13 protein-coding genes and 2 tRNA genes are annotated in these 16,060 nt (G+C 34.3%); 4 read left to right on the top strand and 11 right to left on the bottom strand.

Features of this window, described 5'->3' with window-relative positions; all coding sequences use genetic code 11:
- The first annotated feature begins 116 nt into the window (after positions 1–116).
- Positions 117–908 carry a molybdenum-dependent transcriptional regulator gene (modE, locus tag ACWPWK_RS15640; RefSeq protein WP_109373969.1) on the top strand — a complete coding sequence of 264 codons (792 nt, stop codon included), beginning with the start codon at positions 117–119 and terminating at the stop codon, positions 906–908.
- Positions 909–1,031: 123 nt separating this feature from the next.
- On the opposite strand, the gene ACWPWK_RS15635 is transcribed toward modE, so the two are convergent.
- Genes ACWPWK_RS15635 through ACWPWK_RS15610 form a run of 6 tightly spaced genes read right to left on the bottom strand, consistent with a single transcriptional unit; the run spans position 1,032 to position 8,754 of the window.
- Entirely contained in the window at positions 1,032–1,331 is a 300-nt protein-coding gene (locus ACWPWK_RS15635) for a hypothetical protein (RefSeq protein WP_162558387.1), read from the bottom strand.
- 20 nt (positions 1,332–1,351) lie between these two features.
- Positions 1,352–1,621, bottom strand: a complete 270-nt coding sequence (locus ACWPWK_RS15630) for a hypothetical protein (protein WP_109373967.1) — start codon at positions 1,619–1,621, stop codon at positions 1,352–1,354.
- Positions 1,622–1,632: 11 nt separating this feature from the next.
- Positions 1,633–1,965 carry a zinc ABC transporter substrate-binding protein gene (locus tag ACWPWK_RS15625; protein ID WP_109373966.1) on the bottom strand — a complete coding sequence of 111 codons (333 nt, stop codon included), beginning with the start codon at positions 1,963–1,965 and terminating at the stop codon, positions 1,633–1,635.
- A 6-nt stretch (positions 1,966–1,971) separates the two neighbouring features.
- On the bottom strand, positions 1,972–7,176 hold the full coding sequence (locus ACWPWK_RS15620; protein WP_454209218.1) for a DUF637 domain-containing protein: 5,205 nt from the start codon (positions 7,174–7,176) through the stop codon (positions 1,972–1,974).
- 14 nt (positions 7,177–7,190) lie between these two features.
- Entirely contained in the window at positions 7,191–7,574 is a 384-nt protein-coding gene (locus ACWPWK_RS15615; protein WP_279629313.1) for a ShlB/FhaC/HecB family hemolysin secretion/activation protein, read from the bottom strand.
- 13 nt (positions 7,575–7,587) lie between these two features.
- The gene (locus ACWPWK_RS15610; RefSeq protein ID WP_279629312.1) at positions 7,588–8,754 is read right to left on the bottom strand and encodes a ShlB/FhaC/HecB family hemolysin secretion/activation protein; all 1,167 of its coding nucleotides are present in this window, start codon (positions 8,752–8,754) and stop codon (positions 7,588–7,590) included.
- Positions 8,755–8,939: 185 nt separating this feature from the next.
- On the opposite strand from ACWPWK_RS15610, the gene modF reads away from it, so the two are divergent.
- Positions 8,940–10,406, top strand: a complete 1,467-nt coding sequence (gene modF / locus ACWPWK_RS15605) for a molybdate ABC transporter ATP-binding protein ModF (RefSeq protein ID WP_109373964.1) — start codon at positions 8,940–8,942, stop codon at positions 10,404–10,406.
- 389 nt (positions 10,407–10,795) lie between these two features.
- Positions 10,796–11,548, top strand: coding sequence for a 2,3-diphosphoglycerate-dependent phosphoglycerate mutase (gene gpmA, locus ACWPWK_RS15600; protein WP_099075932.1), 753 nt, complete (start codon positions 10,796–10,798; stop codon positions 11,546–11,548).
- A gap of 67 nt (positions 11,549–11,615) precedes the next feature.
- Here gpmA and aroG read toward each other — a convergent pair whose 3' ends face one another.
- Positions 11,616–12,674, bottom strand: coding sequence for a 3-deoxy-7-phosphoheptulonate synthase AroG (aroG, locus tag ACWPWK_RS15595; protein WP_109373963.1), 1,059 nt, complete (start codon positions 12,672–12,674; stop codon positions 11,616–11,618).
- A 243-nt stretch (positions 12,675–12,917) separates the two neighbouring features.
- Entirely contained in the window at positions 12,918–13,646 is a 729-nt protein-coding gene (gene pnuC, locus ACWPWK_RS15590; RefSeq protein WP_109373962.1) for a nicotinamide riboside transporter PnuC, read from the bottom strand.
- Between the two features lie 250 nt (positions 13,647–13,896).
- Here pnuC and ACWPWK_RS15585 point away from each other — a divergent pair, with 250 nt between their 5' ends.
- Complete coding sequence (locus ACWPWK_RS15585; protein ID WP_109373961.1) at positions 13,897–14,781, top strand: aminoglycoside 6-adenylyltransferase; 885 nt, start codon at positions 13,897–13,899, stop codon at positions 14,779–14,781.
- Between the two features lie 168 nt (positions 14,782–14,949).
- Here the strand turns inward: ACWPWK_RS15585 and ACWPWK_RS15580 are convergent.
- From ACWPWK_RS15580 to ybgF, 3 genes are all read right to left on the bottom strand, one after another.
- Positions 14,950–15,025 (bottom strand) — tRNA-Lys (locus ACWPWK_RS15580).
- Between the two features lie 31 nt (positions 15,026–15,056).
- Positions 15,057–15,132: transfer RNA gene (locus ACWPWK_RS15575), tRNA-Lys, on the bottom strand.
- 154 nt (positions 15,133–15,286) lie between these two features.
- Positions 15,287–16,054, bottom strand: coding sequence for a tol-pal system protein YbgF (gene ybgF / locus ACWPWK_RS15570; protein ID WP_100159460.1), 768 nt, complete (start codon positions 16,052–16,054; stop codon positions 15,287–15,289).
- Between the last annotated feature and the right edge of the window lie 6 nt (positions 16,055–16,060).

Raw genomic sequence — 16,060 nt, 5'->3', positions numbered from 1 at the left:
ATTTCTTCACGAATAACGAATAATAACGCTATAGTTGTATATATTCTAGAGAATTATCGCTTTGTGTCGGCACAAAAAATGCGATAAACACACAAAAAAAGAAGAAGCCTATCATTATGCAAGCAGAAATATTATTAACCCTTAAACTTCAAGATAAGCTCTTTGCCGATCCTCGTCGCGTTGCATTGTTAAAACAGATCAAAGCGACAGGTTCAATTAGCCAAGGGGCAAAAATGGCGGGCATTAGTTATAAAAGTGCTTGGGATGCCATTAATGAAATGAATCAACTCGCAGACGAACTTCTTGTTGATAGAGCAACGGGTGGCAAAGGCGGTGGTGGTGCAACTCTTACTCATTATTGTGAACGCTTACTTCAACTTTACGATCTGCTAGGTCAAATTCAGCAAAAAGCCTTTGATGTATTGAAAGACGATTCACTCCCTCTTGATAGCCTTTTGGCGGCGATTTCTCGCTTTTCATTACAAACGAGTGCCAGAAACCAGTTTTTCGGTACGATTATTGAGCGTGATAATCTTCAAGTTCAACAGCATGTTAATGTGCAACTTGCAGATAGAAAAACGACTATTCGTGCGGCTTTAACAGAAAAAAGTGCAGACCGCTTAGGTCTAAAAAAAGGCAAAGAAGTACTGATCTTAATTAAAGCGCCATGGGTCAATATTGAAAAAGGCTCATCTTTAACACAACAATATGATAATGCTCTTTCAGGCACGTTGACTCAAATTGAAACGGGCAGTGAAAACAGCGAATTAGTGGTGACATTAGAAGGCGGACAAGAAGTGTGTGCCACCTGTTCTAATCAGCATGTTAAAGAGCAAAAACTACATATTAATGACAGCGTAACGGCTTTATTTAATGCCGATCAGGTGATTGTCGCCACACTGTGTTAATTATTAGTATGGTTGCTTTTCAATAAAAAAATAAAACCATTACTTAGTTATTATTTTAGAAATAATATTAAGTGATGGTTTTAATCTAGAATTATAATTTTATTAAAGAATAATTAATTTTATTTATTCTGAATACATGCGGGTAAAATAATCGCTAATTTTATTATTATCAAGCAATCTATCTTTGGTAAAATCAATACTATCAGAGGCTACAATATATTTTCTTAACTCTTCAGGAATATCTTCTATCGTTGCATAAATAGTTGGAACAATAAAACGAAAATAGTCACCCATTTTGGTTTCACCTTCATAGCCAATGGGATAATCTTCTCCTATAGATTGTCCCTCTAATGCTTCAAAATAAAACATTCCCATTTTAGCCCCTATTCCCGCATCAGAATGATTCCCATCCCATTTTTTCAATTCAAAATCAAATTCTTTTATTATTTTTTATAAGTATAACTTGAATATAAATCAACAATATAGTTAGCATTCTTATTTATTTTATTGTTGTATTTTTCTGATTCACCATCAATATATTCAGATAAATCATCCAAATATAATTTAATATCAGGTATCGATAATAGTGCTTTAGGTAACCACCCACTATTGTTATTATACATTTTTGCTAGATACTCTTGATTATCCATGGCAACCCACGCATACGTATAAGATGAACCTGGTACCCATTCTGAAATTAGAGATAAACCCATACATCCTCAATTTAATTGATAGGCCCATCCCATCGTAATTGATGACGTAATTCATTAGGGACCAAGTTAAATAACATTTTAATATACTTGATATTACCATCATATAATATACTTATTTTTGAATTGCATTTTTCAGTATATGTTTTAGCTTGAAAATTTAAAAATGAAATATCACTTTCATCAAAATCTTGATTAAGTATTTTTTTGGGTAAATTATGAATTAACTGTAATTCGTAATAACAAGATTTATCTTTTGCTTTTGCTATCATTCCTCTAGACTGAATATTTCTTAATTGAGGCAAAATCCAATACATCATATCTATGTATATTTCATTTTTAGTCATATATTCTCACTTTATTTTTCTTACCGGTAATGGCTTTGAATCAACTATAGGATTTTCTATTTTAGTCCAGCTTCCATTATCTAACAATTGATTAATATATTTTATTTCTCCTATTTCATTATATATTTCCACTGCAGCAACCATCCTATGGTTACCTTCCGTTACATAATAAATACCCTTTTTGTCTATATAACCAGCAATAATACCTGATGGAGCTTTATAGCTATAAAAGTTTTTAAGCATATCAGCTTTTATTAAATCAACTGCATCAGGATCACTTAATCCTACTTGTCCACTTTTTATAGAAGAAATCAATTTATTTCTTGTGGTAATCTTAGCTGATGTCTTAGCTATAAGCTGAGAACTTCCTTTCACAACTCCAGCACCACCAGCAAATAAGCCTACGAGATCAAAAATGAGTTTTCCACTTTCAACACCCGCATTAAATGAACCAGATACACCTGCTTTTTGATATTCTGCCTCTAGCTTTTCAATACGATCGATATAAGATTGTTTAACCGCTTGAGTTAATGTATCGAAAGCATTATCACTTTGAATAACCGTTTTGATAGCTTGGTATGTTTCTAATGGATTTGTAGCAAGAGAAGCGAGCCCTTCGATCGTTTCATACAATCCTGTTGGTATACCTGCTACAAGGCCTGCATTAAACCCTGTATCTTGTCCTATATCTGCTGATAGCCATTTAAGATAAATTGCTGTCTTTTTAAAATAATTAGTTTCAGCAGATAATTCTTTCTCCATTAATTTTTGCTGATGATGAGAGAGATAATTGTAACGGAAACTATTTTCAGCTCCTCTTGCACCGCTATATACACCACCAGGCTCACCAGTAAAAATACCGCCTGCTATACCACCGAATAACCTAACAAATTGAGCTTGTGATTCTGATTTTTTATGCCACTCCTCAGCCTTAATAGTGTTATCACCCAACGAAATAGCCGCAATTTCAGCGGCCAAACCACCGATAATTGCACCTTTAACATTTCCTCCACTAATTTGTGCAGATAAACCAGATAATGTTGCATGACTTAAAACCTTTCCCGCATGTCCTAATACCGCACCGTTATCACCAATTAGGTTGGCACCTTCTGCATGGAATTGACTGCCAATATTGCTTAATAGTGCAGTTTTAAAATTATCAATAAAACTACCGCCTTGAATGGCAGTGCCCAGGGTTGAACTGACGACTGAGTGTGAGGCAACACGCTGTGCAACTTGATTCCATGTTGCGTTATCAGTAAGCAATAACTTACCTGTTGAGGGTAAGGTTCCTCCTTGGATTGCCTGATCCCAACCCATAAATTGGTCAAGACCTTGCAATGCCCCTGCAACCACCATACTTGTAACGACAGACTTGACAGTATCGCTACGACCGAGTGATTCAATAGTTTTATAAATACTGCCTTTGTTCTCAGCTAAAGAGACTGCAGCTTGAGATACTAAAGAGGCAAAACCCGCTTGTGCCGCAACCGATGCTGTTGAAGCCACACTGGCTGATGCACCTGCCGCAATGGTGGCTTCACTTGCCATTCCACCAATGGTTGCCGCCGTTGCAGTACCGTAAGTTGCAACCCCTACCGCGATAGCAATGACCGCACCGACAACAGGATTTAATTGCTGAGTTTTATCATCCCAACTGGAATAAGTGTCTTTCACTAAATTCCAATTAATATTTTCTTGGCGTTGTAGATCTTTAAGCCAAGCATATTCTGGTGTATTACTTAAAACAGTTAATGCTTGTTCTAATGATTGCTCTTTTTGGGCTTTAATATCCGCAGTTATGCCTTTTGGGGCATCAATTGTGAGCATTCCACCAATATAAAGTTCAGGTAATACCCATATTCCTTTGGTATATCCCTGATCACGCTGAGTAATATAAATATCTTTTGAATTGGTAATAACTTGTTTAAAGGCAGTGTTTTTTACTGCTTTAAAATTAACTTTTCCTGTTTTACTGGTTAACTTGGCATTTTTTGCTGTATCAATTTTAGTAGCTTCTAAAGTGATATCATCTTTAGCAAATAAATTAATATTGCTATTTGCAATAAACTCGGTGACTTTATTATTGGTGTTATAAAATGTTTTCGTATATTTCTTTTTAGTAATACACAAAGTCCACCTATTACATTTTTTCTTTTCTTCTTTGTAATAACTCGATTCTTCCATCGCTTTCGCGTAAAGGAACCCACCTTTAGCCGCGATATCAATCTCTTTATTGGCAGTTAATTTTGATGCCTGAAATAAAATACTGCCTTCAGATAATAATGTTAAATTATTACCACTATTAATTTCAGTACTGACTTGTTTACGAAGTTCTTCTAAGTAAGAACCCGACTCTTTACGAAAATGCGTTCTTACTGATCCCAATTGAATATTGTCACCACTTGAAATAGTGACATCACCCTCTGATTTAAATGAACTTCCTTCTGTGATTAATGTACCTGATGACGCAATAGAAATGCCTTTATTGCCAGTTATCGTTGCTGTGGCATACTGGATATCTTGAGCATTTTCATGGGGATCTTTGATAGCAGAATAAGCGTTTGCACCCAGCTTTATATTTCTACCGGCTAATACAATGACTTTATCTTTTGAATTTAATATGGTTGAAGTTAAATCAATATCACGAGCGGCGTTTAAAATAAGGTTATTATCTGAAAATAATTTAGATTGTAATTGAGGATAATGAATATCACTAAAGAAAGGATCGGCATCTTTTATTGATTTAGAGGAAAGAAAAATATCCTGTCCGGCATTAAAGGTTATGGCTTTATTACTATTATATTTTATTCCTTGACTAATAATATCTTTACCGGAAGTAAAAACGATATTGTGATTACTTTCCCAAATCCCCATATTAATTAAAAATCCTGGAATATATCCACTATCTCTAATAAAAGGCACTAAATTAAAAAGAAAAGATTCATCACGATTTATTTTAATATCTTCTAGCGCAGATAAATTTATTTCATTAGGTTTATTAATTATTACATTTGAAATGTAAATACTTTTTCCAGAATGGAAATCTATTTTTTCAGAAATATCAATATATGGCGATTTAACACCTTTTAGAGTATAAAAGGTTGTGGGATTAAATAAATGACTAATATCTCCCTTTTTAGTTGTAGTAGAAAAATATTTTGCTGATACATCTATATTCTCAAAATTTATAGTATCAGTCGCTGTCAAATTTATATTTTCATCAGCTAATAACTCTGAATTATTTATATTTATATTTTTATCAGCAATAATAGATAAGGAATCCTTCGCTGTTAAATTTAAAGAAATATTCATATTATTAGCGTTTAACAATATATTCTTAGCTAATATAGCGTTTTCAAAATCTGATAATCCTCGGAATTTTTTTATTTCTTTTCCTGTAGATGGTAGCTTGCGCTCTAAATCTATACTATTTTTAAAATCTAATACTAAGTTATTACCTGCTTTTATTATATAATCAGAAACGTCATTTACAGAAAATTCATAATGACTCCCCGTTTTCACAAAAGGTACGAAATGACTTATCTTATTGAACTTAGCTTCATCAAGTTTATATTTAACTATATCATCACGATAATAAAACTGAGAATTATCATGAGAATACACATCCCATTTATTAAGATATCCAGAACGATAGTAATATAATTTTGCATTACTGCCTGTTGCAATTAAATTATTATTTGCAATAATTCTAGATTGATTATTAATAAACTCATTAGATTGTATATATAAGTTATTCCCTGAAGAAATAACACTTGGAACATATTGTTCACTTTTTTCAAAATATAAACGTTCTACATTAACTCCTCCATTATTTTTTAAATCTAAGATATCAAACCATTTTTTATCAGAAAAATCTTTTAATTCAGGGAATAAAATAACTAAAAGAAAATCATCCGTAGGACTTCTGGAAGGAGAGAGGAGATGATTACCGATATTTATAGAGAGTTTAGAATCAGGCTCTTGTTTTATTTCTTTAAATAAAGGTGTAATAGATTCATTAACCAACTTCTTTGTTCTAATAATCAAATCACCCTTTTCTGTTTTTATGGTAGCGGATTGATTTTCAATTAAAGAACTGGGATCACCCTGTGCATTTTTTTGTATCCATAAATTATCTTTTGCTTGAATAACTGCCTTTTCACCTTTATTAGTGAGCTTATCTGCAAATAAACGCATATCTTTTTCTGAGATAATTTCACTATGATTAGTTAGCGCATGAGTTGCTAACGTAATATCCCTTTTCGCTTTTAACTTTGTATCACGATTAATTTGTAGTTCTTTACTGCTAACATTAATATCTTTTTCAGATTGAATATTGCCATTAAAGGTAATTTTTCCATCAACAGTTAAATTCATACTGTTTTGAGTTGTCTGAACATCACTTAAATTAACACCGACTCCCTTTTCTGTGCTGACTAGGCGTATTTGATTGGCATACATTCCACCCAGCGCTTTAGTATCAATAGAGATTGTTGATTTTATACCTTCTCCATTAAGGCTATTTACCGTTCCTTTTTCAAAATCAATACGGTTATTTCCTTGCATTAAAGAAAGATTTTTAGCGTTTATTTTTCCATTTAATTCAATACTACGACTAATAATATCAGCATAATTTTGCAGCTCGGTATTCATACCTTGTTTACCAATAACAACACTGCCTTTTTTCACTTCTATTGCTGAATAGGCACCTTGAGGGCTAAATTGAGGTTTTCCTGTCGTAAGCGTAATTGCTGGGGTATTAATAAACGAACAACCATCACACGTAATACCATTCGGATTTGCAATTAAAACGTCTGCTTGTTGTCCTGCAACTTCTAATTTACCTAATAACTGTGAATGTCCATTTCCCACTACCTCATTAATAATTAAATGCGCTGCATTACCTTTTAAATTAGCATTGGCATTCACTTTTTTAGCTAATTGAGTATTAATAGGTATTGTTGCATTATTAAGTACAACACCTTGTTTACCGACGTTAAAAGAGTGAAATTGATTATGAGAAACACCAATATCATTAGGTGTTGCAATATTAATAATAGGAACGGTATTTTGCTGACTTATTTTTATTGTTTTATCAGATGGAGTAATTACAGAACTCCAAGCGGGATGTAATGGGTAAATAGCAGTTAAATAAATAATGCTATAACTAATTAAACGCTGTTTTCGAGAAATATCCTTTTCGTCCATAAAAACTCCAAATTTTAAATAGCCAAAGAAATAGACCAAAACAAAGACCAGTGATCTGATTTTAGTGATTCTGGGTAAATTAACGGTTTACTAATTAATATCTGAGAAAAGAAAATGGAATGATAAAGAGAAGCACCTATTGCACTTCCAATTACTTTATTCTTATTTGTTTCATATTTATCTGAATAAGCAACACCATAATCAAGCGCAAAAATAAAATTAACATCACCTAAAAAGTAATTTATTTTTGGTGTATTTATTTCATTACGCCAATAAAAACCACTATTTGCATTCAGGTTTGTTTCTTTATATCCACGGACTGCTTTTATTCCATCAATCGCTACTTTCTCTACACTATAAAGATTATCTGGCGTATATTGCCCATAAAATGATGTAATGTAGGAAAATTTATTAATAAATAAATAAATATTGATAGCTTAAATTTATGCTTAATTTTCGGTAATGACTACGAGGTGAGTTTTCAGCAATATAATCAGGTGATGCGCCAAAAAAAGAAAGCCCCACTTCTACCATTGGACTAATCGTTAAATATCCTCGTTTGAGTGTTAAATTATATTGAGGGCTAAATGATAAAGAGGTTAATGTGGGGCTATTTATTCGTAGTTTTTGTTGTGCTAATTGTGTCCTTACTTTTTTATGTTTCAGCGAACTCTTTAATATTATTCGCTGCTTATTATCACGATAGACTAAACGACTAATATCAAATTGCTGATCTCTATTTTTATTTTTATAAGCGTGTTGAACATTATGACTGAGGAAAGGATAAGAGGATTGACGATAAGATAATTGATACTGATAAAACCAGTATCCATAAGGAATATTCACACTTGCAGAATAAGAGCGAGAATAGTGCGAACGAGATAAATCTGTATTTGTACTCAGTGAGAAACTCCATTGTTCGCCTAATCCAAATAACGAATCTATTGTTGTGGTATTGTCTAATAGAATTTTACCTGTTGTTTTAGTACCTGAATTATCAAAGGTTAATTGATTTTTAAAAGGCAATTTTTTATTGTTTTGAACAATAAAAATAGAAGAATATCCCACACTATCGCTAGGTTTAATATCTAATGTATATTGTGCTGTTGCTAATCGATTAAGCTGTTCAAGCCCATGCTCTAAATCACGTAAATTAAATCTTTTTTCTTTGTACGATGGAAAGATAATATTGACTAATCGAGATGGAGCATCATCAATAAAAATATCTTTTATTTTTCCCTCTATCACTTTAATTGTAAGTTTACTATTAGTGAGATCTTGATGATAAATAAATGCTTGTGAAGTGATATAACCTTTTTTAATATATTCATTTGTTATAATATTAACGATACTCTGTATGTCATTTACTGTTAAACATCGATATAGATATTTTGATGTTAGTTTATTCTGCTTTTTGCCACTTAATAACTCAGCATTTTCTATTTTTATTTCATTAATCAAAAAACAATTATTTTTATCAACACCATTATTATTAATATTGGGAAAACTCATTTTACTTACTAATATTAGCAATAAAAATAATAACAATTTAATCCTTTTATTTTTAAATTTATGCATATAAAAATCATCCTTGAGTAATTTTTTATATAATTACATAAACTTTATGACTAAATACTTATCATTTTTTAAAAGGCACTTAAGCTTTTTTTCACCTAAGAATAATTCAGCAAATATTGACAATTATTAGTTAACCCGATATTGGTAAGTACTCTACTTGCTCTAAAAAGCGACGGATAAAAATAATGAAATACTTGCAACTCAAAAAAACACAATTTCGATTAAGCGATGCACTCTGTTTGCAACTTAATGATTTAACAATTAATGAAGGTGATAGTTGGGCATTTGTAGGCAGTAATGGAAGTGGGAAAAGCGCATTAGCAAACGCATTATGTCAAGAAGGTGTCTTGCTATCAGGTGAGTTCATTAATACCTTTACTCGGCCAATTAGCCTCTCTTTTGAAAAACTACAAAAAATGATTGAAGAAGAGTGGCGTCGTAATAACACCGATTTACTCAGTGAAGGTGAAGAAGACACAGGTTTAACGGTTGCTCAAGTTATCCAAATGCAGGTAAAAGATAATGATAAGTGTCTTTTATTAGCAAAACAGTTTGGTGTTGAATACTTATTATCAAGACGTTTTAAATACCTTTCTACTGGTGAATCTCGCAAAATACTGCTTATTCAACTGTTAATGAATGAACCTGATCTATTAATCTTAGATGAGCCTTTTGATGGTCTAGATATTGATTCTCGTCGTGCACTAAATGAATTACTCATACTATTACATCAACAAAATCTGACGATTGTACTCATTTTAAATCGTTTTAATGATATTCCTGATTTTATTCAACATGCAGGTTTACTTATTCATTGCGAATTAGTGGCTAAAGGTGAAAAGGAGTCGATTTTATCTGATTCAGTGATCGCACAATTATCTCACAGTGAAACACTTAAAAGCTTCACATTACCTGAACAAGACTCGCCAGATGCAATCCCACAATTATCTCCAACACTTTCTCCAATCATTTTAAAAAATGGTGTAGTGAGTTATAACGATAAACCCGTACTTTATCATTTAACATGGGAAGTCAAACCGCAACAACATTGGCAAATCTTAGGTCCTAATGGCGCAGGAAAATCGACATTATTAAGTTTGATTACTGGCGATCACCCTCAAGGCTATAGTAATGACTTAACATTATTTGGCCGTAAAAGAGGAAGTGGCGAAACAGTATGGGAAATTAAACGCCATATTGGTTATGTCAGTAATGCCTTACACCAAAGCTATCGTGTCTCTTCAAGTGTAAAAAATGTCATTATTTCAGGTTTTCATGACTCAATTGGTATTTATCAGGCTATTACAGATAAACAGCTTAAACTCGCTGATGAATGGTTAGCATTGATTGGTTTAACAGCCCATGCCAATAATCCATTTCATTCCTTATCTTGGGGACAACAACGTTTAGTGTTAATTGTTAGAGCCTTGGTTAAGCACCCTACTTTGCTTATTCTAGATGAACCACTGCAAGGATTAGACACAACGAATCGACTCTTAGTACAGCGTTTTATTGATATCATGATAAGCCATAGTAATACACAGCTTTTATTTGTGAGTCACCATCAAGAAGACGCACCATTATGTATTACTCATCGATTGACTTTTATTAAAGACGGCGAAATTTATCGCTATCAGCAAGAAATTTGTTAAATATGGATTTTTACTGTCATAATCAGGGCAATGATTTTGGAAATTAACGCTAAACTTAGCGTCTGAATTTTTTATTTAAATCGACATTTTTTGCATATTATTTGAACAATAATAAATAAAAAATATGTCGTTTTTATGGGCGCCATTTCGTCTATTTTTTATACAAAACGGATATTTTGTTTTTTTACGCCGATCCCGCTAGATTAATAGCTTGAACGATTAAGCAAAAGGTGTGACAACTGTGCAATAATTCATCGAACAAACGACATTTTTGACTTAATCACCCTTGTTTTGTCACTTATGTTTGGCGTTCTTGTCGATGATCCATATAATGATTGAAGTGCTAATTTTAAACTTATATTAAGAAAGTAATTATAGGAGTCTAAACTATGGCAGTAACTAAGCTTGTGCTAGTTCGACACGGTGAAAGTGTATGGAACAAAGAAAACCGTTTTACAGGCTGGACTGACGTTGAGCTGTCCGAAAAAGGCCGTAATGAAGCGCAAGAAGCAGGTAAACTGCTGAAAGCTGAAGGTTTTGCTTTTGACTATGCATATACTTCTGTTCTGAAACGCGCAATTCACACCCTGTGGAACATTCTTGATCAAGTTGATCAACAATGGCTGCCAGTTGAAAAAAGCTGGAAATTAAACGAACGTCATTACGGCGCTCTGCAAGGCTTAAACAAAGCTGAAACCGCTGAAAAATACGGTGATGAGCAAGTTAAACAATGGCGTCGTGGTTTTGCGATCACTCCACCAGAATTAACTAAAGATGATGAACGTTTCCCAGGTAAAGATCCACGTTATGCATCTTTAACTGCGGCAGAACTGCCATTAACTGAAAGCCTAGCATTGACTATCGACCGTGTAACACCATACTGGGAAGAAGTGATCAAACCGCGTGTTGCTTCTGGTGAGAAAGTTATCATCGCCGCTCACGGTAACTCACTGCGTGCTCTGGTTAAATACCTAGACAACATGAGCGAAGATGAAATTCTTGAGCTGAATATCCCAACTGCTGTACCTTTAGTTTATGAGTTTGATGAAAACATGAAACCAATCAAACGTTACTACTTAGGTAATGCTGACGAAATCGCAGCAAAAGCAGCCGCTGTTGCTAACCAAGGTAAAGCAAAATAATTTTATTTTGAGTTACATAAAAAAATGCCACGTAAAAGTGGCATTTTTTATACTCTAAATTTAATTATTACGCTTTATTACGACGAGCCACAACCGCATCTGCTAATTGGCGTAACAGCGTTTCGGTATCATCCCAACCAATACATGCATCAGTGATGCTTTTGCCATAAACTAAAGGCTCACCGCTTTCTAATGATTGGCTACCTTCCACTAAATGACTTTCGATCATAACGCCAATTAATGCTTTTTCACCCGCGCTAATTTGTTGGCAAATATCAGCACCAACTTCCATTTGTTTTTCAAATTTCTTGCAACTATTTGCGTGACTGAAATCTACCATTACATTTTGTGGTAAACCGGCTTTTTTAAGCCCTTCTTTTACAGCGGCAACATGTTCAGCACTGTAATTCGGCTCTTTGCCACCACGTAAAATAATATGGCAATCAGCATTACCTGCTGTGCGCACAATGGCAGAATGTCCCCATTTGGTTACAGAAAGAAAACAGTGTGGCGATCCCGCAGCATTAATCGCATCAATCGCTACTTTAATGGTGCCATCTGTACCATTTTTAAAACCAACAGGGCAAGATAAGCCAGATGAAAGCTCACGGTGAACTTGTGATTCTGTAGTACGAGCGCCAATTGCGCCCCAACTCATTAAATCAGCAACGTATTGCGGCGTTATCATATCTAAGAACTCGCCAGCCGTTGGCAAGCCACTATCATTAATCGTTAATAAAAGATTACGAGCAATGCGTAAACCTTCATTAATATCAAAAGTATGATCCATATGAGGATCGTTAATTAAACCTTTCCAACCTACAGTTGTGCGTGGTTTTTCAAAATAAACACGCATTACAATTTCAAGGTTGTCTTTAAGCTCTTCTCTAATAAGACTTAAACGTTGTGCATACTCCAGCGCAGCTTTCGGATCATGAATAGAACAAGGTCCAATTACCACTAATAGACGATCATCTTTTCCAGCTAGGATTTGATGAATAGCTTCACGGGCATGACGAACTGTAAAAGCCGCATTATCAGTCGCTGGAAACTTTTCCAATAAAGCCACTGGCGGTAAGAGTTCATTAATTTGTGTTATTTTAAGGTCATCATTTTGATAATTCATTCCCGTGTATCCACTCTATGTTATCTAGTCAATGTTATTATTGCTTTTCCAATCTAACCATTCGTTTTCTATCTGTAAACACCCTTTCAATCTAAAGCACCTATAGTCACCTTTCTAAAAATTTCAACATAAAGGGAAATAGCGCACTTAAGCAAAATAATGATTCAAAATTGCGTTAAGAATAAGAATAAAAACAATGAATAGTAAGGCTGGAGAGAAAGATAACTCTACCAGCCTTTTTTATTAGGAGAGATAATTATTTCTGCTAGAGCGTTTTGCTGTTTTGATCCACAAGCGAGAACCATTAATCGCGATAGCAAGTAAGATGATATATTCAACAGACATTGCATAAACACCTTGTTTGTAGAATATAACAATACTAATCACGTTAATAACAGACCAAACTAGCCAATTTTCAACTAGTTTCCGTGTCATTAAGATCATCGCGACAATAGAAAGCACTGTCATTGCTGAGTCCCAGAATGGGTATGCGTCAGGTTCAAGAACTGGCGTAGCTAAATTTGCACCAAAGACATTTAATATATCAACAGCAACAACGGCTAAATAGCCAAATACAGTATCAATATTGAAAGTAAGAGCGGCAATGGCAGCTATTGAAACAACGATTAAAAAGAGACGATGACTTGATTTTAACCAACGTATTCTTAACTCCGCTTGCTCAAAGTCATTCACTCTGCTCCATGCATACCATCCATAAATATTGGCTGCGAAGAAGAAAATTTGAAGTAATAAGCTTGCATACAGCTGAATTTGGAAAAATATAATGGCAAATAAGGTGACATTAATCAGTCCAAATAAATAGTTAATAATTTTTTCCTGACTGGCAAGCCAAATACACAATAGTCCAGCAATAGTACCGACAGCTTCAATCCATGAAAGCGGATATCCTCCCTCTCCTAACGGAATATTGACTAAAATATTATTGATACTAAACCAACTCATGACATCCATTTTACAACCCCGACTTAATCATAGAAAAAACAAAGAAAATATGGGTTATTGCGACATCTTTGCAAAGTAGTAAAGATATATTATAAATTCATATTTATAATAGTACTGTGTTTTTGATACTAAATATTATGTTGCTAGTTAATAAAAATAACAAATAAATGTTTTATATACTAAACAAATTATTCTGATTCACTTTTTAAACAATAAAAACGGCAAATAACTTTATACGTTTTACTTACTAGAGAGAAATATGGAGCCAACAACACGTTTAATCGATCACATACTATCTTTTGCCCTCCTTGATCCTAGAATTGAAGCTGTAGTACTAACAGGATCATTAGGCCGCAATAAAAAGATAGACAGTTATTCTGATATTGATATAGAGCTTATCGGTTATGGTGCGACTGAACTCGCAAAAAACCGACATTGGTTATCACAATTTGGTGATGACCTTGTTAACTTACAATTAGAGTGTGAAGATCCTAAAGGTAAGCTTTGGCCTATTTATTTACATGTTTTAGCTCAAGGTCGCAAAATGGATATCATGATGGCAGAGCCTGAACGTATTTTTAACATGAAAAGTGAAGGGCTCAGTCCAGTTTACCAGCGTGGATATCAAATCCTACTTGATAAAACAGGTTTATGTGACGGACTTCCTGAAATTAGCGTTATAACGCCTCCTGTGCTTTCAAAAGAGGAAGCTTACAGCAATGCTCAAGAATTCTGGTTTGAAGTCACACAAGTCGCTGTAGCCATTCTACGCCATGAGTTTTGGTTTGCTAATTATCGCATGAATGATATGCGTGAATGGTTGATAGCCTTACTTGAACAAGTTGCATTACAAACATCAACACAAGATGTGTGGTATCAAGGAAAAAACCTAAAAGAGTGGCTACCTAAGTTTTATTCATTACGTTCATTAGAGAGTACACTTGCAATGAGTACCCCTTATGAAGCCGCCGCCGCTCTTTCTGTGATGATGGCATTTTTTCTTGATGCTTCAAAACAGCTAAATCACCCAATTGATACTGCGATAAAAACGCAAGAACTTGTCAGTAATTGGCTGATTGACAATGAATTTTTGACTGAAAATGAATACACCCAGATTACATCATCGATTGTTTGTCATTACTGATTTCAATGTGATTGTTAATTAAAGCGAGGTAGTTTTTTCAATTTTGAGAAAACTATCTTCATTGTTTAATAAAACAATGCACTGCATTATCAAAAAATAGAAAAATAGCTAAGAGTTTGCTTACTGTTCTGTTTAGGGAATGATAGATATACGGAGAAGGGATTGAAATGGTGGGTCGTGGGCGATTCGAACGCCCGACCAATTGATTAAAAGTCAACTGCTCTACCGACTGAGCTAACGACCCATTTCAATAAAAACGGATTGATGTTCGAAAATGGTGGGTCGTGGGCGATTCGAACGCCCGACCAATTGATTAAAAGTCAACTGCTCTACCGACTGAGCTAACGACCCTTTTTCGAACTCGCCACATTCTCTGTGGCAACGGCGGGTAATAATACTGATTTAATGTTTTTGTGCAATGTTTTTTTTCAAAAAAACATTCAACCGCTGAAAAAACAATCATTTAACCCCGAAAATGCAACATTTTACATTACGGGGTCAATAATTAGAGTGTTCCTAGCTGCTTTTGCGCTAATTTAGCGCCAGCGCTATTTGGATATTGCTTAATCACTTGTTGGTAAACAGCTTTAGCATTATCCTTTTGCCCTTTCTCTTGCATGATCAAACCTATTTTATAAAAGGCTTCACTTGCTTTTTGAGATTTTGGATAGTTTTTAACAACAATAGCAAATGTGCTTGCAGCCTGATCCTTATTACCTTTTAGATAATACATCTGACCCAACCAAAATTGTGCATTTGATTGATAGCTAGACTTCGGATAGTTATTGATAAAGTTGTTTAATTCAACAATTGCCTTATCGTAATCTTTAGAATTCAATACGATATCAATTGCTGCATTATAATCGGCCTTCTCATCACCTTGTCCTGAATTAGTTGCCGCAGGAGGTGTTGAAGAAGCAGTATTATCAGGTTGAGTGGCTTCTGTTGATGTTGAAGCTCCGCCACCAAGGCTATCTAATTGTTGATAGATGTTACGTTGGCGTTCAACAACTTGATTTAACTGGTATTGATTTTCCTGAATTTGACCACGTAACATATCAATATCACGCTGAGAATCAGCGAGTTGTTGCTGTAATTGGGTCAAAAGCTGGCTGTGAGCATTTGAAAAACGCTCAAGTTGGGCGAGTCGTTCATCGGTCGAACCTGAACCGATATTACTGATTGGCGCTTGGGCAATAGCGGCTACAGGAGCCGCTACGCCAACCAGTAACAACAGACTCATCAAGAAAGGTCTGAAGTTACTGTTGTTCATGCCGTT

Source organism: Proteus sp. Marseille-Q3619 (genome assembly GCF_965283115.1).
Note: the sequence above shows the minus strand (reverse complement) of the source record. Positions and strands in the feature narration are given on the sequence as shown.